Raw genomic sequence first — 17,192 nt, forward strand, 5'->3', positions numbered from 1 at the left:
CGTGATCCTAGGTCAGGCTGTGGTGCTGGAGCAGCGCCCGGCCGATCGCGGTGATGGCGAGCGGCCTGGTCCAGGGGCTGGACGCGGTCCGGTGGGGTGCGGGGTCGGCGAGGCCTGCGGCGACCAGGGCGGCGTGCTGCTCGGGGGTATCGGGCTCGAACAGGCCGCGGTAGTGGGGGTCGGCGCGGGCGAGTGCGGCCAGGTCGTCGGGGTTGGGGGTGAGGTAGTCGAGGACGGTGTCCTGGTCGCCGTCGAGGATGAGGCGGGTCTCCTGCTGGATGTGGGCGTAGCCGGCCTGGTGGCCGTGGCCTTGCCAGGCCGGGGACCGGGCGGCCCAGTTGCGTAGGGAGCGTTCGGGGTCGGGGTGGTCGGTGAGGGCCTCCAAGATGGCGGCCTTGGCCGCCTCGAGGCCGTGGCCGTAGTCGTCGGCCGGGCCCGGGTTGCCAGGTTCGGCGAGTGCGGTGAGTGCGGTCTTCAGCGCGCGTTCGCGAACGGTGGTGGTGTGCATGGTGGTTCCCCCCTTCGATGCGGCGCCGACCGGAATGGCCCGGGCGGCGCCGCGTGGTGTTGTGGTGGTGCTCAGCTGGGGATGACGTGGTGTTCCCAGGCAGTGGCGATGGCGTTGAGGTCGAGTTGGTCGGGGCGGTGGGTGGCGATGTCGTGGCCGCACTGGCAGGAGGTGATGAACTCGCAGTCGCCGTACTGGAGGATCAGAGCGTGTCCGCCGGCCAGGGTGGCGGGGTATTCAGGGTCGGAGACGAGGATGCCGTGCTGGGCGGCCGCGGTGGCTGCGGCGGCCCAGGCGGTGCGGATGGTGTCGGGCAGGTCGTCCCAGGCGGGCATCGGCTTGCCGAGGTGGTTGAGGCCGCCAGTGGTGTCGCCGTAGGCCTGGTAGGCGATCTGGGCGGGGGTCTGGTCGGGCATGGGGGTCTCCTTCGTGGTGAGCAGGTTCTCGAAACAGTCGGCGATGTCGCCGCGGCCTGGGTGGGTGGGCTGGGGCACGGTGGTGGCGCTCCTTGGGGGGCGGGCGCCGGGCGCTGTGGGGTGCCCGGCAGCGATGCGGGTAGTCAGAGGCGGATGCCGTGGCGGAGCTCGTGGACGGCGAAGGTGTGCAGTTCGCGGTTGTAGCGGGCGTCGTTGAGGGCGTGGTGTTCGGGGGTGGTCTGGGCGGGCAGGAGCGGGGGGTTGCCCGCGAGGTGGATGAGGGTCTGGATGTCGGTGGCCCAGCGGGGGACGTATGCGGGCATGTAGTCCCAGTCGTTGTCCCAGAGCTGGTGGAGCCGTACGACATCCTGAGCGGCGTACCAGGCGTGCAGGTGGGCGTCGCCGTTGTCGTGGCGCAGGTAGAGGGCGGTCTCGCGGGCTATCTGAGTGCGGGGCTTGACGTCGGGGTGGGTGTGGTCGAGATCGCCGTCGGGGGTGAGGGGCAGGTGCGGCAGGACGTTCGCGGTGAGCCAGGGGTTGGTGCGGGCGGTGGTGAAGTCCGCGTCGGCGTTGACGGCGTAGTAGTCGTGGCCGTGTTCGTCGGTGAGGGCGATGGAGAGAAGTCCCTCGGGGCCCGGGAGGGTGGTGACGAACTCGGTGTCGAGGAAGATGTTGCGCAGGTTCACGGGTTCTCCGGTGCGGTCGGGGTGGGGTGGTTGATGAGGACGTGGCCGTCGGTGTACCAGGTACAGCCCTGGTCGCTGCAGAAGACGTTGTGGTGGGTGGGGCATCGGGCGTGGTAACGGTCGACGGCGGCGGTCAGGGTGGGGTGGGCTGGACGGCGCAGGCCGATGCTGCCGGTGACGCCGGTGCCGTTCCAGGTGGTGCGGACCTCGGCGCCGAACGCGGCCAGGGTGTCGGCGAGGGCGGCGAGTTCGCCGGCGGCGAGGACGTTGCGCGGCCCCGGCTCCGAACGCTCAAAGTCGAAGTCCATATCGACGATGTCGACCACGAAGACGGGCAGGTTCATGGCACCGGTGGGGGTGACGGTGTAGTGGCGGTTGTCGTGGGTGCCGAGCGTGGTGCCGTGGTGCTGGAGGATCGCGCCGTCGGGCTGTTCGGTGTCGTAGAGCCAGGCGAGGCCGGCAATCAGGATCCGGTGGACAGGGTGCTGGCTGCCGGAAGCGGGATCGGTGAGGGTCACTTGGTCCACCAGGTGGGGGTGTGCTCGTGGACGAGCTCGCGGGCCCACCCGGGCAGTTCGGCGGGCTCCAGGTCGAAGGTGTTCTTCTGCTGGGTGCCCTTGTAGTAGGCGGTGAGCACGGTGGTGACGGTGTGGGGGAGGGCGGAGCGCTCCATCTGGTTGTGGGTGATGGTGAGGCGTATCGGCTCGACGGCGTTGCCCTGGATCTGCTCTACGGGGTAGTCGTGCAGGTTGAGGGTGATGCGCTGGCGTTCGCTGTCGGGGGTGGCGGTCGGGATGGTGGTGGTGTTCATCTTGGAGTGCTCCGTTCGTGGACCAGTGGCGGCCGGGGTGTGCGGTGTTCGGGCTGGGCCAAACGGGGGTGGCGTGATGAAACGGGATTCGGTTACGCTGCACGCGTAGTGCGATAGTCGCAACTCCGCCCAGGCCGTAGCCCCTTTGTGGGCGCGGCCTTTTGTTGTTCCCGGGGGCGGCGTGTTCCCACAACCTACCATAAATGACTTGCAAAGTGGATGCCTTTTATGTGAGAGTCGTGCTTGCCGGACGAACCGGCCGGCCGCCGACCACCGCACCCGCATGGGCCGGGGCCGCTCACGGATAGGAGACTGGGGGATGTCGACCGCAGTACTCGCGCCGTCCCGCAGGGACAGGCGCGGACCTCCGAGAGGACTCCTCACCGTGCCCCTGCCCCGCGACCCGGACCAGCCGTCGTCCGTCCGCCGCACCACCAAGCCGCACCGCGACATCCGACCGAATGTGACAGCCGGCCGCTCCGTCTACCTCGACGCCGAGATCAAGCAGCTGGCACAGCAGAAGGTCGAGGCGGACGACGACGGCCTATCCCTCGCGGACCACATCCGCAAGGGCTGGGACAAGTTCATGGCCGGCGAGCTCGTGATGCGGCCGGCCAGGCGGGCCCAGCGCGGCACCGGCGCCAGCAAAGCGCGCCTGGTCCAGTGGGAGTCCGACGAGTACTGGGAGGCGCTGGTCACCAAGTGCGACCTGATCAAGGAGCAGGTCGGGTTCAAGATCAACCCGTCCACGGTCGCCGAGCAGTACCTACGCGAGAACTACCTGGGCCTGGCCGACGAGGACGAGGACGCCGGGTAGCCGCACCACCGCGGGGATCCGGCGCCTGACCACCGACAACCGGGCCCGACGTCTCCGCCCCCGAACAATCGCATAGGAGAGAGTGTCCCCATGGCTGCAACGGCCACCGGGGCCCCCGTCAACGCGGGGGCCCTGATTCCGCACACCCTGCTGGGCAACCAGCTGCGCCGCGCACTGAAGCAGGCACGCCCGGCGCGCATCATGGTCGACGGCCCGTCCGGGTCCGGCCAGACCTGGACCGCGCTCGACCTGGCCACCGGCCTGGCCACCACCACGGGCCTGATCGGCGTGATCGATACCAACGGCGGCGCGTCGCTGCGCTACGCCGGAGAAGACGGCGACGGATTCGACTTCGGCATCATCGAGTTGACGTCGTTCGCTCCCGAGAACCTGTGCATGGCTCTGTATGAGTTCGGCACTGCTGGCTGCGATGTGGTGCTCGTCGACTCGTTCAGCGCGTTCTGGTCCGGGTCGGGCGGTCTGCTGGAACTGGTCGACGCCGAGACGGCCAAGGCCGACCAGGCGGCCGCGCGCGCCAAGCAGCCCCGGCCGGGCAGCTCGGCCGGATGGAACGCGGTCCGGCCCCGCGAGCGGATGATGACGGAGGCGCTTCTCGCGTTCCCTGGCCACGTCATCGTCACCGTAGGCACGGTCACGGAGACCGTGCTGGAGGAGACGGCCTCCGGCCGGGCGGTGCCGCGCCGCCACGGGCTGAAGCTCGACCAGCGCCAGGGCGTGGAGGCGCCGTTCGATGTGGCGCTGAGCCTGCTGCCTGGCACCGATCATCACGCTGTGGTGGCCAAGAGCCGAGTCCGTGCGCTGGACGGGCAGATCCTCAAGTTCGGCGAGCGGCCGGCCAGGGAGGTCGGCCGGCAGATCGCCGAGTGGGCGGTCGACGGGATCGACTGCGCCCCGCTGTCGGAGTTCTACACCACGGTGTACAACCAGGAGGCGACGGTGGCGGATCTGGAGCGGCTGCGGGGCCGGATCGCCGATACTCGGGCGCACGGCATGGCCGCGTTCAACGTGATGCCGCGCCAGGGCAACGGGCTCGCCGAGAACCACGGGGATCCGATCCCGCTCGGTGTCCTCGCGCAGCGCAGGCTGGAGGCTGCCCGGGCTGCCGAGACGCAGGCCCGCCGCTTCGCGCCCCCCGCACCGCCCGAGGCCTCCGTGCCTGTCCCGCCCCCGGCGCCGCGTCCCGTTTCCACCACCCCGGTTAGCGACGGAGATGGTGGCCGTGAGCGGCGGCCGGGCCGGGACGGACCGACCAGCATCCCCGAGGAGATCGACACCGTCGGCGAGACCGAACCCGCCCGCCTGGCCCTGGCCGCCGCCGTCGCCATCCTGCGCAGGCCCGACGCCTGGGACACGCAGCTGCGGGTCGCGGAGGCATGGGCCCATGCCATCAAGACGAACGTCCTTGACCTGTCGCTGCTCTGCGAGGACGGCCGGATGCGGGTACTGCGGGATCTCCTTCAGGACCGCCAGGCCGAACTGAAGGCGAACATGCTGTTCGCCGACACCCCAGCCTGACACCCCCCTTCGGGACCGGGCCCGTCTTCACCCCGGACGCCCAGGCCCCTTTGGAGGGGGCCCGGGCCAGCACCACCACCCCGCCGTGCCCGGCCGGACGACACTGTCCGGCCGGGCACACCGTTCCCCGGGAGCGCCGCCGTGCGCCGCAATACCCTCCCTGCCCTCATCGCCCTCGCCGCGCTCACCGCCGGCTGGCTGGGCCTGCACCGCGCCCGCCGCGGCGTGGCCGCCGCCCGCGCTGACGCGCTCACTGCCCGGTTCGAGACCGCAGTAACCGCTCACCACCTCTCTCGCCGGTCTCCCGGCTCCTGACCCCGGAAAGGGGGGAAGCACCCATGCCCAAGAAGCAGAAGTCCATGACGAAGGCACAGAAGGCCGCCCGGGCCCGTCTCATCGCCTGGGACACGCTGACCAGGGCGGACGGCTATGCCAACCGCTCCTGCGCACCCACCGACGACGGGATCGACCCGGACAAGTGGCTCTCCGACAAGGCCAACGACATCATCGCCGCCAAGCGTGGCTGCACCGGCTGCCCGGTCCGCAAGCCCTGCGCCGCGTACGCGATCGAGTTCGGCGAGACGGGCGGTGTCTGGGGCGGCCTCACCGAGGACGACCGCCAGAAGGCCCGCCGCAAACTCGCCCGGGCTGGACACTGCCAGCGGGACGCCGAGAAGGCGGCAGATACCGCCCGGGAGCAGGGTCTGGCCAACGAACTGGCGGAGCCGGACGGCACCGTGGTGCGCACCGCCTTCCAGGTGGAGCTGGTTGCCGCACTGCGTGCCACCGGCGGTGACCTCCGCGCGGCCACCGCGTTGCTCGGCAGCTCGTACAGCTCGACCTGTTCGATGTACCGGGCGCTCGCCGAACGCGCGGGCATACCCGACCTCGGGTACGAGCACATTCCCGAGGTGCTCGCCCGGATCGCCGAGGTGACGACGGTGTCGCGCACGAACCTGGCCCGGGCCGCGTGAGCACCCGGACGGTGGCCGCCGCGGACTCCACCGGGGCGCGGTTGGTCACCGGCACCGCCCAGGTCCTGGAAGGCCTGCTGACCCTTGGCCTCACCGAGCAGGCCCGGGGCCTGGACGGCCTGCTCGACCTGCTGCTGCCCGACCTGCCGCCGGGGCCGGAACGTGACGCCGCCTACTTCCTCGCTGGGGCCTCGGCGGCCACTGCCTCGGCCGCCCGCCGGTGGCGCGGCGGCGGCTGGAACCCGGGCGAGTTCGCGGCCGTCGCGGAGCAGCTGCGTGCGGCCGGCTACGACGTGATGGCCCGTAAGGCCGGCAGGGCGCTCGGCGCGGCCGCGCTGTTCGGCGACCCGGCCGCTGGGAGGCCGCCGTGCTGAACACCCGCCGCGGTCGGCCCCCGCTGCTCACCATGGACGACGAGGAGCGCATTACGCAGTTGCTGGAGGCAGTCGCCGGCGGGACGGGGGTGAAGGCGGCCGCCGCCGAGCTCGGGCTGTCGTTGTCGCCGGTGTACCGGCTGCGCCGTCAGAACCGGAGGTTCCGGGATGCCCTGACGGTGGCGGTGCGGGCAGGCCGGAGCACCCGCATGCAGCCGGTGAAGCACGGGACGGAGAGCACGTACGTCAACCGTGGTTGCCGGTGCGAGAGGTGTGTTCCGGCGGCTGCAGCGGCGCGGGCGGGCCGGAAGCAGGGCGCGCGCGGGGGCCGGGAGTCGAGCGGGTGAGCGATCAGGAGCCCAGGGAAGAAGATCAGTTCGATCGGGGGCGCGGCCAGGCGCCGTCCGGGTTTCGGCCGCCGGCCGGTGCCGGGTGGTCAAAAGGGTGCGGCCCAGCAGGGTTGAGCGGGGCGGGGTGGGGCCCGTTCCCGCAGGTGAGAGGCCGGTCGGTGAAAGGGTGGCTATCCGGAACCGGGCCCGTTAATATCGGTTTCGGGTCGTCAGACGGACCATCACGTCATCGGATGATGATCGGACTCATCCCTGTGGATAGAGATCCGGCGCACCGGGGCTGATGAGTCGCCACGGGAGCATCATGGGCGGTAGTGTGATACCCGGCCATAGATCGATGATCTTGACGGCCTCACAGACAAGAGCACAGGAACGCCAAAACCCCGAGTCCTCGGATCCCAGTTTGCTTGCCGGCGCTGGGGAGGAACTCGGGGCGGAAGGCGCCAAGACCTACCAGAGAATGGTCTCGACGTGATTGATGGTACCCGTGTACCCCCCGAGGGGCACAAGACGACCCACCCCCTGCGCATGACCACGCTGCGCCGGCCGGGTGGGTCGCGCCATGTCTGAGGCCGCACGGCAGGTTTCCCCGCCGGTTCTTCGTCTCCCCCAGGTGTCCGCTCCGATGTCGCGCTCCGCGCGTTTCCGGACCGGTTCGTTGCCCGCTCCGATTCCCCTAGGGGGTCGGTCGCCTTGAGCTGAGTCTCAGGGGCGGTGTCCTCGATCCCCTTCCCGGGGGACTTCCCACCGCCCGCGCCGTTCCCGGGTGTTTCCCGCACCCGACACAACGGCCGCCATGTCACTGCCGGCGTTCCTGAGCTGAGGTTCCCGCCTCTGCCCAGTCCATCCGCCGGCTAGGGCCCGCATCCCGGATTCCACTCCGGTTCGCGGGACAACGCTCACCGCTCCAACCACGGAGCGGGTCCTTCTCGGTTCCCACCAGGAACCACCCACCAGAGCGGCCTCCTAGATCGAAATCAGGAGCCGACGCCGAGGGCGGCCTTTTGCGTGCCCTCGTACGCGACGAAGGAACGACGTTCATGATGCAGGATCCGCATGCCGTTTGTCAGCTCGAGTCCGGCCAAATCCCGGATGTCGACCGAATCTCCACCCTCTCGGGGGACATTTCCGACCACGGCACGCACCCGCCTTCCCCGGCACGGGCGCCTCGCGGCTCGGCGGCCGCGACGCAGGCCGCTCTGGAGCGGGCCCGTGCCCGGGTCGCCCAGGCGGAGGCCGACAGCGGTCTGCCCGCCCTCTCGCTCGGCCCGGACCAGGCTGCCCAGGTCCGCACGATGGTCCGGTACGTCAACGCTCACCCATACCTCGCCCGGCTCGGCGGCGGGGAGCGGCTGACCGCGCATCTCTACGTGGCCCACGCCAACCGCACCGGCTACGCCACCCCGGGGCTCAACCGCGTCGGCGCGCTCCTGGGCGTGGATGCCGAGACCGCCGGCGACTACCTCACCCGGGTCACCGGAATGGGCTTCCTCCGCAACAGCGGCCGGACCCGCCGCGCCGACGGCTCGCTGTCCGTCTACCGGGTCGCGGTCCGCCCGATCACCGACGCCGCAGCCCGCGGTGTCGCCCGGCGCATGACGGCCTCCCAGTGCGCGGTTCTGACCCGTTGGACGGTCGCGCTGCTGTCCGACCCCGACGTGAGCGGACTCAGCCCGGACGACCGGTGGCGCCTGCTCCTGGCCGCCGCCGAGTACACCGACGGCGTCTTCTTCGGCACCCAGCACGTGCTGGGCGGCCTCTGGGGCCTCTCCTCCTCCGGTACCCGCAAGGCTGTCGCCCGGATGCGGCGTGCCGGCGTGCTGACCTCGGAGCAGCTGCGCGACGGCGGCAAGATGGGGCTGAGCCGGTGGTGCATCGTTCCGATAGTGGCTGCTGTGGCCACGGCCCGGGCCGGGTTCCCCTCGACGGAAGAAGGCAGCACCGTTCTTCCTGACGGCACTTTTGCAGGTCTCGACCGGCGTCCCTTTCTGCCGGATGGACCTTTCAAGATCAACTATGGCTCTGACCTGCACAAACACCAGATCGCCGCAGGTCAGGACCAGCGTCCTGTTCTGCCGGGACAGAACGCTCACCCCTCGACGCTGCTTGGGGAACTGTCCGTTCAGAAGGTGCGGGAGGTAGCGGCCGAAACGGACGGAACCGTCTCCACACCTGCACCTTCCAAGCCGGACACCACGACCGGGCCGAAGCCCATGCGGATCACCGAGGGCACCCGGTTGCTCGGCTCGGTCTGTGCCAGGCTCGCCATGACCGACCCGCGCTGGACCCAGGTCACGGGGGTGGTCCTGGAGCACCAGGGCCTGGTCGTCGACGGCCTCCTGGCCGCCGGCTGGCTGGCAGGGCAGGTTGATGCCCTGCTGGCCGGCCGCCCGTTGCCCCATCCGGCAGAGATCACCACGAGCATCGGCGCAGTGGTCGCCGGCCGCCTGCGCGCAGCCGCCGCCGGACCCGTGCCCCAGCCCCAACCTGCCGACCCCACGACCCTCGAGGACGGTCGGAGCAGCTCGTGGTGGCTCAATGAGATCGGTCCCCGGCACAGCAGTACCGAGGCCGCCAACCGTACGGTCGTGGAGGCTGAGGCCCGAGTCATCCACCCCGAGTGCGAAGGTCAGGACGGCACGTGCGGCCGCCCCGCCAACCCCGGCGAGCTCTGCCGGAACTGCGACCCGCGCCCTACCACGGAGGAGCTGGCTGCAACCGCCGCATTTGCTCGGTGGGCTGCCGCCGACGCCAAGTTCCGCGGCCTCGACACCGAACCGAACTCCGTACACCGGGGCTGGCTGGACGGCTGGGAACTCGACGGTGCACGGCCGGAGAACTGGCACGCGTCGGACAGCGAGGCCTCCGAGGCGGAGAAGTTGATCGGCCGACCGTGGTGAGCCCACACCGTCCCGCGTACCGCCGAACCACCACCCGACTCCGGCGACCCCGCCCCCTGTTCCCCACCGCCACCCAGGCGGCCTGACCAGAAGGACCCCGTTGCCCACCACCACCGCCGCCCCACCACCATCGCCGTAGACGCCTGCCTTCTCCACGCCACCGGGTGGCTCAGCCAGAACCAGCACCTGGCAGCCGGCCAGCTCGCGGATGCCTACCGGGCCGCTGTCGAACGCAAGATTCTGGACCGACACATTCGTGAGACCCACACGCAGACCGGGCCGAGCTGACAGAATGTCGTCTGAGCAACGGGCTGGCCCGATCCCGTATACCGTCGGTATACGGGATCGGAGAGCAGCTTTCGGATCGCCAGCCCCGTATACCGACGGTATACGGGAGCCCCCGGGAACCGGTCCCTGACGCGGTCATATACCGTCGGTATACGGCTGCTGGACACGTCGACCCCCGCCGGTTGACGCCTTCGCACAGCCCCTTGCCCGAGCCCGTATACCGACGGTATATCCGGGCTCCTCGTGCCAACCGCGGGTTTCCGCCGGTTAGGGTGCATCCCGAGAGAGTCCCCCCGTTACACGAAACACCCCCTGGAGATCCACATGGGCGCTGGCGCCTCCGGACCCGGCGGCACCTTCCGCCGTACCAAGAAGAGCATGTGGGGCGAGGCGAGCGAGATTCAGGACATCCCCCTGGACGACCTGATCCCGAACCCGTTTAACCCCCGCAAGCTCTATGAGCACGACAAGATCACCGAACTCGCCGACTCGATCAGGGCTGGTAAGCAGGAGGATGACGGCGAGTCTGGCCTGCTTCAGGTGATCGTTACGGCGCCGGCCGATGAGTTCTTTGAGTACTGGAACGACCGGCTCTCCGAGCGTCCCAGGGAACTGGAGAAGCTGACCACCGCTGAGGCTGCAATCACCGGCGACCTCGCACAGAAAGTGGTCATCCTCATGGGCCACCGCCGCAGCCTCGCACTCCGCGAGGTCGGCGAGGAGTTTGCCCCGTGCCAGGTGAAAGCGCCGCTCATCAAGCGCGCCAGGATCCTCGGCTTGCCGGAGAACATGCAGCGCGTCAACCTCAACCCCATCGAGGAGGCCGAGGCCTACCAGGCGCTGCTGGACGACGGCCTGGACCAGAATGCCGTGGCCAAGGAGGTAGGCCGTAGGCAAGCCCACATCTCCCGGCGCGTCAGCCTGCTGTTCCTTCCGTACGAGGTCCAGGAAGCCGTGGCCAGGGGAGAACTCAATGCCACGAACGCGGACACGCTCCGGACGAAGCTCAAGCACACGGACGTGAAGGTCTGGCAGCGCGACATCGTGAAGGCCTGGAACCTCATGAAGGGCGAAGACGGGCTGAAGGTCGGCGCTGCCGTTGCACGGGTCCTGGCCGATCGAGACACCAGATCCGCAGACCCGAACGAGAAGCCGGCCCGGCAGTCGCAGCAGCCCCATCGACCAGCGTCGCTTCCCTCCCCACGCGACGAGAACAAGACCAGCCAGGGGGCGCCCGAGAACGAAAGCACGCCCCCAGAACGCCCCAACACCCACCCACCGACCGGACAGTCACCGGCCGCGCAGAATGAAAAACGCCATGACCAGGAGCAGCTGGACCATGGCACCCTGACCGAACAGCCGGCAGCCGAACCGACTCTGGAAGAGGACGCAGCTGCCCGCCGGGACGAGACCTGCCGCGTGATCGTGGCCGCCGGAGACCTCGACAACCCCCGCCAGACCATCCGGCTCATGACCCCCGCACTGCTCGACCCCACCTCCTACGCCGCGCTGGAACGTGCACACCAGTGGCTGCGCGACCACATTGCCGGGCCCGACATTGACGACCCAATCCCCTATCTTGCAGCGGTACTTGACTCTGGAAGCGGTACGCTGACCACACGCGCCGCTCTCGCCGTGGCACTGGCCGCCGCCGAGATCCGCGTTTCTGCCCCACACCGCACCTGGGACGCCCGCGACCGCGCGCACCTCGAGTTCCTGCGAGAGAACGGCTACCGGTTCACCGACTGGGAACACGGCAGGCTCGGCGTTACCGCCTGAGATATACCGACGGTATACGGCCTCCCCGGTGCGGACCCATCACCACCGCGGAGGCCTACCCGTGTCCGAGACCGCCCATATCCGTAACCTTGCCGAGTCCATGACCGGCCCTCTCGAAGACCTCGCCACCATCCAGGAGTACGACAACGAGAAAGGCCACCCGGACGCCCTGGCCTTCTGCGTCCGCTCCGGTGGCGCCGGGAAGACCCACGCCGTGCTGAACCTCGGAATCGTCCTGGCCCGCCGCGGTTTCAAGGTCCGCATGTGGGACCTCGACCCCCAGCGAGGCCTGTCCTACATCCTCGGTTACGGCGAACCGGCCCGCGGCCAGAAGACCATCTTCCACGTCCTGCTCGGCAAAGCCTCCCTTGCCGAGGCCACCGTCCCTGCCCGCTACCGCATCGCCGCGGGTGACACCGACAAGGCGTTCCGGGAGATCCCGAACCTCTACCTCGTCCACGGTACCAAGGAGCTGTCCGACGCGGAGGTCACGCTGGGCGCGGCCCCCGCCGGCAACCTGTGGCTCGCCAACCTCCGCGACGAACTTCCTGAGGACGAGGGCTTCATCGACCTCGTCGACTGCGGTCCGACCGCCGGTGTTCTTCAGGCGTCGATCATGCTTGCTTTCGAGCACTGGGTGGGCTGCCTCAACGACGAGTACAAGTACATCGTCGGTCTCATGGATGTCGAGAAGGACATTGAGACCGCTCGTCGGAAGTTCCGCCGGTTCGGCTGTGTCACCGAGGTCAAGCACATCCTGGTCACCAGCGTCTACGTCAGCGACGACGACATCGTCAACCGCCAGAAGAGCGCCATCGCGGACGACGCAGTTCGCCACGTGAGGGACGACCCCGACTGGGCGTCCAAGCTGCTGCCCATTGTCCGGTACGAGCAGAAGGCGAAGGAGGTCTTTTTCAAGCAGAAGCCGTTGCGCTTCCACGCTCCGATGTCGCCGGCCCTGGACGACTTCGAGCGGGTGGCTGACGTCCTCGGCTACCCGCGCCGGGCACCCCAGGCAGCCTGACCACGCTCATATACCGACGGTATACGCGGCCGGCCTCGAGGGAACGAAAGCTGCCGTATACCGACGGTATATGGCAGCCCGGGCCGGCCGCAGGGACTGGGTACTGCGTGAAATGAGTTTGGGTTACACTCGCGGTGTTCTGCGAATCTCTCTGCCCCTTCATGGCGGCAGCTCGTGGCTCGTGGGGACACTCTCAATGCCCCCGCATCTGTGGTTGGTTCGTTGTCGGAAACATTGAACCTCCACCTGGTGCGGGGGCATCTCCATAGCTACGGTGAGCCACCGCGGGGGCGGTGGAGGGTCACTTGTGCGCCATTTAACTGGGTGGGTGTAGCGCTACCAGGCAGTTCTTTGCGACGCTAGCCACCGGCTCAGCGCTCACCGGCGGCACAGAGCGACTTCCCCCCTTGATGCCGGACGGACGAGGAGACTCCCATGGCCGGCCAGGCTGCACCATCAGACCGCGACCTCGGCACGGTCACCCCCTTCCGCAGAAGGTCCGACCGGCCCGCTGGCACCGACCATGGCACCGCCGCTCAGTTCTGGGAGCAGATCTACGCCCAGCAGGGCCGGACGCTCAGGGACATCGGCACCGCGGACCCCCACCGCATCGCACTGGCGACGTTCGCTCTCCTCCTGGACGGCGCCGAAGCTGAAGGCCAGGTGCCGCCCACCTCCGCCGCGTACCTGAAGGGCATGCTGATCGAGGCGATCCAGGCACCTGACCAGCTCTGACGATCCGTTCGGATACGGCGCGGCGCTGAGGTTGTTTAGTCTGAAACCTCCTCATCCTCAGGTCCGTCTGTCATCATGAAGCCCGGCATATGCCTGGACGTGATCATTCCGCTACGCCCCCGGCCTGACGTACGGCATAGACGGCGTCCCGGGCCCCCGGGGGCAGCGGTCGAGGCAGGGGGCGCAGACACGATGACGACACGACGGCGGCCGGCGGGCCGGGTACCGAACCCGGCGAAGCTCCTGGACGAGCTGGACAGCCCGGAGTGGCTGGAGCGCAGCCAGGGCCCGCGGTCCGGCAGCGGCGGGGCCGGTACCGGCGGGGGCAGCGCACCGGTGAACGTCAGGCTCCTCCAGCACATCGCGAATTGCGACAACGCCGTCTCAGGCTTCATCGCCCGCGCCCGCGAGGCCGCGGGCGACGAGTCCGCCCCGATGCCGGCCGACCGCTCCAGCGCCTACCAGGAGGCGATGCGCCGCGCCGCCGAACTCGGCGTCGACTGGCAGACCTACATGGCCGCCATGGCGTGGCGCAACTCGGTCGAGAGCGAGCTGTACATGGGCAACACCATGGTGGTGCGCCGGGAGCCCTGCCCCGAGTGCCGCACCGTCGGCCTGGTCTGGGTCAGCTCGATCAGCCGGGCGTCGTGCATCAACCGGCACTGCGCCGCCGGCACCGAGGACGGCGCCCCGCGCAGTTGGACTGTGGCGCAGCTCGCCGTGGCCCGTGAGCGGCGCGTGCCGCTGAAGGCTGCGCGCTGACGCGCTGATCGGCCCCCGTTCCGCCCGGCGTACCCCTACGCCCCCCTTGTGAGCCGCCCCGGTGCTGTGACCCGGCCGGCCGCCGCCGACAGAGGAAGTCCCACATGTCCACAGCGCTGGAACCCGCCCCGGTCCCCGGCATGCCCGTTCGGCGGCCGACCGATCTGTTCGACCTCAAGACGATCGCTGCGTTCATCTCCCAGTGCGGCAACCCGGTGAGCCCGACCACCCTGTGGCGGTGGGCCGCCCGGTACCAGGTGACGAACTGGGGACAGCCCCGGGCGGCCCTCTACTCCCTGTCCGACATGCTGGAGGTCCACCGGGACGCGTGCATGAAGAGGTAGGCCGCCGGCGGCCGCGTTCCCGGGAAGCCCCCGCACCACACGGTGTGGGGGCTTCCGCGTGTCCGGGCCACGCCATAAACGACTTGCAAAGTGGATGCTGTTTATGTCAGGATGGGATCACCGACAACGAGCCAGCCACAAACCACCGGGAGGCCCCGCATGCTCACCCTCGACCTGCGCCCCGACACCGCCCGCTACACCGACCTGACCGACCACCAGCAGACCCAGATCGACCACATACTTGACCTTCTCGACACCGAGTACGGCGTCCAGGACATCTACCAGCGCCGCCTGGTCTCCGTCCTCGGCGCCCAGATCCTCGGCATCGACCTGCCCGCCGGGGCCGACCTCGCCCGTTGCCGGGGCACCGACGCGAACTGCCCCGTCCTCACCGCCAGCGTGAGCCTGCACCGCACTGCCGACGGCTACCGCTGCACCGACTGCATGCCCGGCTTCATCAGCCAGTTCGGCGAGTAGCCCCAGACTCCGGCCCGGCCACTGGTCGAGCCTCCCCCCCCCGGTTCCCGGGGCCGGGCCGGACCCAAGCAGGCCGGGCGCGCGGTTGCGGTCGACACCCTCTCCCCGCGCGCCCGGCCGCCGCACTTCCACGCACCCTCACCGCACCGATAGCCGCACCGGCCGGAGGCACACCCCGCCATGCCCACCAGCACCCTGCCCGACACCGTCCGCACCGACATGACCGCCGCCGCCGCGCTGCTGCGCGACCGGGGAATCTGGCGCGGCGACACCGGATTCGCCGCCCCCGACGGCTACCCCGACCCCTGGGAGCCCCTGGCGTTCGCCGGTGCCGGACCCGCCGGAGCCCTCGACCCCATGGCCGCACTCTGGCTCGCCGTCCACCCCGGCGACCTTCCGCCCGTCTTCACCACCGCCACCGCCGACGCCTGCGCCGACGCCTGCGACCTTCTGCTCGCCGACCCGCGCACCGGCCCCGCCATCACCACCCTCGCCAACAGCCTCACCCACGTCATTCCGATCAACGACCCGATCGAGCGCATCGCCCACTGGCTCGACACCGCCAGCGACAGCGAGGTCATCGGCCGCCTGCTGCGTATCGCCGACGGCCTCTGACCACCAGACCTAGGACGGAGACCGCCAGGGGTGATTGCCGCGCAATCACTCCCTCAGCTCCCGGCCCACGTCACCCCGCCCAGAAAGCCCCGATGACCATGCAGAACCACACGCTGGCCCGAGCCCACCGCACCCTGCGCCGCGCCCTCAACTCCGCCTCCGCAGGCCTCGCCTGCGCCGTTGCCTACTGGGACACCGCAGCCACCGGCACCACGCCCGACGACCGGCACGCACCTACCACCGTCCTGTTCCCCGACGACCCCATCAGCACCCACATCAAGCGCCACAACGACGGCACCATCACCGGCACTCTGTCCGGTCCCTGGGGCCACATCGCCGCCGGGCCCGACCAGTTCGAGCGTCTGGCCGACCGGGCCGCCCTCACCGCCACGATCATTCGCGTCGCCCGCGACAACGCCACCACCGGAGGTACACCGTGACCACCCAGCTCCTCACCGCCACCGGGCCGGCCTCACCCTGGTTCACCGCGCCGGCCAGCCCCGGCCGGCGCGACACCGGCCGCGCCGAAGCCGTCGCCGCCTACGCCGCGCTCCAGGCCGGCGCCCTCGGCCTGCACGCCCCGCACAGCAACTGGACCGGCCACACCGACGGAACCGCCCAGTACAGCGACGACGACGTGCGGCTCCAGTTCGACGCCCACGACCTCGCCGCCGGCCGCAACGCCATCACCGCGCTGCGCGCCGGCGCCTGCGGAGCGCTCCACACCTTCCCCGCTACCAGCAGCGCCGCACTTGCCGCCGGCCTGCTCGCCGCGGCCGAGTGCCCCGGCCACCAGCAGTCCCCGGTGTCCGTCCTCACCCTCGCCGAGGCCCGCCGCCCCGCGGCCGGCGCCGCCTGGTGACCGCGGCCGCGCCTGAGGCCCGGGTGTTCGTGCTCCGGCTGCCGCCCAATCTGGTGCTGCTCAACGGGAACCACCGGCTGCACTGGGCGGTGAAGGCCCGGAGGACGAAGGCGATCCGGGACGCCGCCGGCTGGACCGCGCGCCAGCACAAGGTGCCGGCCCTGCGCCGGGCCCGGATCACCTTCGTCGTCCACCCTGGCCGGGCCGGCCGCCTCGACCCCCACAACTGGTACCCGAGCGCGAAGGCCGCCATCGACGGCCTGGTGGACGCCAGGGTCCTGCCGGACGACGACCACACCCACCTGCTGGGGGTGGAGGCGCAGCTGGGGAAGCCGGTCAAGGGCGGGCGCCTGGACCTGGTCGTCACCGAGGTGCTGGACACCGTGGCCGCTGCGGGCGGCATCCGCACCGCTGATAAATGACTTGCAAAGTGGATGCTGTTTAAGTAGAGTCGGGGCTACCGACAACGAACCACCGCACCACCCGAGAGGACCCCATGACCATCACCGCACCGGCCCGCCCCGGCACCGACTGGGTCATCCGCGCCATCGACGTCAGCCGCCCCCGCAGCCCCTGGGAGAACCCCATCGTCCCCGGCACCGAATTCACCGCCGACACACAGGCCGAACTGGAAACCCACCTCCCGCGCATCCGCGCCATCCTGGCCGACCTCTCCGACGGCTGGAACATCCCCATCGAACTGCTGCGCATCATCGCCGTCGAGTACCACGGCGTCGCCGTCGCCGGTACGACCATCTACCCGTCCACCGAGAACCACCCGGACACCAACCTCGCACTGCTCAGCCAGCTCTCATACGAGCTGACGCCCGGCCGGGCCGCCTGACACCCCACAGACAGGGCCGCACCCCATCCCCTCCCGAGGGGGTGCGGCCCTTCCCCGCCCAGCGGCCGGGCCGCCCGAGACCCCACCCCC

General features: G+C 70.1%; 22 protein-coding genes. 17 read left to right on the forward strand and 5 right to left on the reverse strand.

The window, feature by feature from the left end; genetic code table 11:
• Nucleotides 1-7 precede the first annotated feature (7 nt).
• The 5 genes from ACIO5D_RS27000 to ACIO5D_RS27020 all read right to left on the reverse strand — a co-directional run bounded on the left by ACIO5D_RS27000 (nt 8) and on the right by ACIO5D_RS27020 (nt 2,421).
• The gene (locus tag ACIO5D_RS27000; RefSeq protein WP_400798350.1) at nt 8-508 is read right to left on the reverse strand and encodes a hypothetical protein; all 501 of its coding nucleotides are present in this window, start codon (nt 506-508) and stop codon (nt 8-10) included.
• A gap of 71 nt (nt 509-579) precedes the next feature.
• Entirely contained in the window at nt 580-1,002 is a 423-nt protein-coding gene (locus ACIO5D_RS27005; RefSeq protein ID WP_400798353.1) for a hypothetical protein, read from the reverse strand.
• Between the two features lie 65 nt (nt 1,003-1,067).
• On the reverse strand, nt 1,068-1,610 hold the full coding sequence (locus tag ACIO5D_RS27010) for a hypothetical protein (RefSeq protein WP_400798355.1): 543 nt from the start codon (nt 1,608-1,610) through the stop codon (nt 1,068-1,070).
• Complete coding sequence (locus ACIO5D_RS27015) at nt 1,607-2,137, reverse strand: hypothetical protein (RefSeq protein WP_400798358.1); 531 nt, start codon at nt 2,135-2,137, stop codon at nt 1,607-1,609. Before ACIO5D_RS27015 ends, ACIO5D_RS27010 begins: the two co-directional genes overlap by 4 nt.
• Nucleotides 2,125-2,421, reverse strand: a complete 297-nt coding sequence (locus tag ACIO5D_RS27020) for a hypothetical protein (protein WP_400798361.1) — start codon at nt 2,419-2,421, stop codon at nt 2,125-2,127. The genes ACIO5D_RS27015 and ACIO5D_RS27020 overlap by 13 nt, the downstream gene beginning before the upstream one ends.
• Before the next feature lie 385 nt (nt 2,422-2,806).
• Between ACIO5D_RS27020 and ACIO5D_RS27025 the strand changes: the two genes are divergently transcribed.
• From ACIO5D_RS27025 to ACIO5D_RS27105, 17 genes are all read left to right on the forward strand, one after another.
• A complete protein-coding gene (locus ACIO5D_RS27025) occupies nt 2,807-3,238 on the forward strand; it encodes a hypothetical protein (protein WP_400798364.1) in 432 nt (143 codons plus the stop codon).
• 90 nt (nt 3,239-3,328) lie between these two features.
• Nucleotides 3,329-4,774 (forward strand): AAA family ATPase, encoded by a 1,446-nt coding sequence (locus ACIO5D_RS27030; RefSeq protein WP_400798367.1) that lies wholly within the window; start codon nt 3,329-3,331, stop codon nt 4,772-4,774.
• Between the two features lie 338 nt (nt 4,775-5,112).
• Nucleotides 5,113-5,748, forward strand: a complete 636-nt coding sequence (locus ACIO5D_RS27035) for a WhiB family transcriptional regulator (RefSeq protein ID WP_400798370.1) — start codon at nt 5,113-5,115, stop codon at nt 5,746-5,748.
• Nucleotides 5,745-6,122, forward strand: coding sequence for a hypothetical protein (locus ACIO5D_RS27040; RefSeq protein WP_400798373.1), 378 nt, complete (start codon nt 5,745-5,747; stop codon nt 6,120-6,122). The genes ACIO5D_RS27035 and ACIO5D_RS27040 overlap by 4 nt, the downstream gene beginning before the upstream one ends.
• Complete coding sequence (locus ACIO5D_RS27045; protein ID WP_400798376.1) at nt 6,116-6,469, forward strand: hypothetical protein; 354 nt, start codon at nt 6,116-6,118, stop codon at nt 6,467-6,469. The genes ACIO5D_RS27040 and ACIO5D_RS27045 overlap by 7 nt, the downstream gene beginning before the upstream one ends.
• A 1,043-nt stretch (nt 6,470-7,512) precedes the next feature.
• Nucleotides 7,513-9,372, forward strand: a complete 1,860-nt coding sequence (locus ACIO5D_RS27050; RefSeq protein WP_400798379.1) for a hypothetical protein — start codon at nt 7,513-7,515, stop codon at nt 9,370-9,372.
• A 612-nt stretch (nt 9,373-9,984) separates the two neighbouring features.
• Nucleotides 9,985-11,439 (forward strand): ParB/RepB/Spo0J family partition protein, encoded by a 1,455-nt coding sequence (locus tag ACIO5D_RS27055; RefSeq protein ID WP_400798382.1) that lies wholly within the window; start codon nt 9,985-9,987, stop codon nt 11,437-11,439.
• Between the two features lie 100 nt (nt 11,440-11,539).
• Nucleotides 11,540-12,463, forward strand: coding sequence for a ParA family protein (locus ACIO5D_RS27060; protein ID WP_400798385.1), 924 nt, complete (start codon nt 11,540-11,542; stop codon nt 12,461-12,463).
• A gap of 435 nt (nt 12,464-12,898) precedes the next feature.
• Nucleotides 12,899-13,198: a hypothetical protein gene (locus tag ACIO5D_RS27065; protein ID WP_400798388.1), complete on the forward strand. Its 300-nt coding sequence runs from the start codon at nt 12,899-12,901 to the stop codon at nt 13,196-13,198.
• A 192-nt stretch (nt 13,199-13,390) separates the two neighbouring features.
• Nucleotides 13,391-13,960, forward strand: coding sequence for a hypothetical protein (locus tag ACIO5D_RS27070; protein WP_400798391.1), 570 nt, complete (start codon nt 13,391-13,393; stop codon nt 13,958-13,960).
• A 104-nt stretch (nt 13,961-14,064) separates the two neighbouring features.
• Nucleotides 14,065-14,304 (forward strand): hypothetical protein, encoded by a 240-nt coding sequence (locus ACIO5D_RS27075; RefSeq protein WP_400798394.1) that lies wholly within the window; start codon nt 14,065-14,067, stop codon nt 14,302-14,304.
• A gap of 159 nt (nt 14,305-14,463) precedes the next feature.
• Entirely contained in the window at nt 14,464-14,781 is a 318-nt protein-coding gene (locus ACIO5D_RS27080; RefSeq protein ID WP_400798397.1) for a hypothetical protein, read from the forward strand.
• Nucleotides 14,782-14,961: 180 nt separating this feature from the next.
• Nucleotides 14,962-15,396, forward strand: coding sequence for a hypothetical protein (locus tag ACIO5D_RS27085; RefSeq protein ID WP_400798400.1), 435 nt, complete (start codon nt 14,962-14,964; stop codon nt 15,394-15,396).
• Nucleotides 15,397-15,488: 92 nt separating this feature from the next.
• Entirely contained in the window at nt 15,489-15,836 is a 348-nt protein-coding gene (locus tag ACIO5D_RS27090) for a hypothetical protein (protein WP_400798402.1), read from the forward strand.
• Entirely contained in the window at nt 15,833-16,258 is a 426-nt protein-coding gene (locus ACIO5D_RS27095; protein ID WP_400798405.1) for a hypothetical protein, read from the forward strand. The genes ACIO5D_RS27090 and ACIO5D_RS27095 overlap by 4 nt, the downstream gene beginning before the upstream one ends.
• Nucleotides 16,255-16,680 (forward strand): hypothetical protein, encoded by a 426-nt coding sequence (locus tag ACIO5D_RS27100; protein ID WP_400798408.1) that lies wholly within the window; start codon nt 16,255-16,257, stop codon nt 16,678-16,680. The genes ACIO5D_RS27095 and ACIO5D_RS27100 overlap by 4 nt, the downstream gene beginning before the upstream one ends.
• A gap of 74 nt (nt 16,681-16,754) precedes the next feature.
• Entirely contained in the window at nt 16,755-17,102 is a 348-nt protein-coding gene (locus ACIO5D_RS27105) for a hypothetical protein (RefSeq protein ID WP_400798411.1), read from the forward strand.
• Nucleotides 17,103-17,192 lie beyond the last annotated feature (90 nt).

The sequence above is a fragment of the Kitasatospora sp. NPDC087315 genome (assembly GCF_044744345.1).
In the GTDB taxonomy this organism is placed as follows: domain Bacteria; phylum Actinomycetota; class Actinomycetes; order Streptomycetales; family Streptomycetaceae; genus Kitasatospora.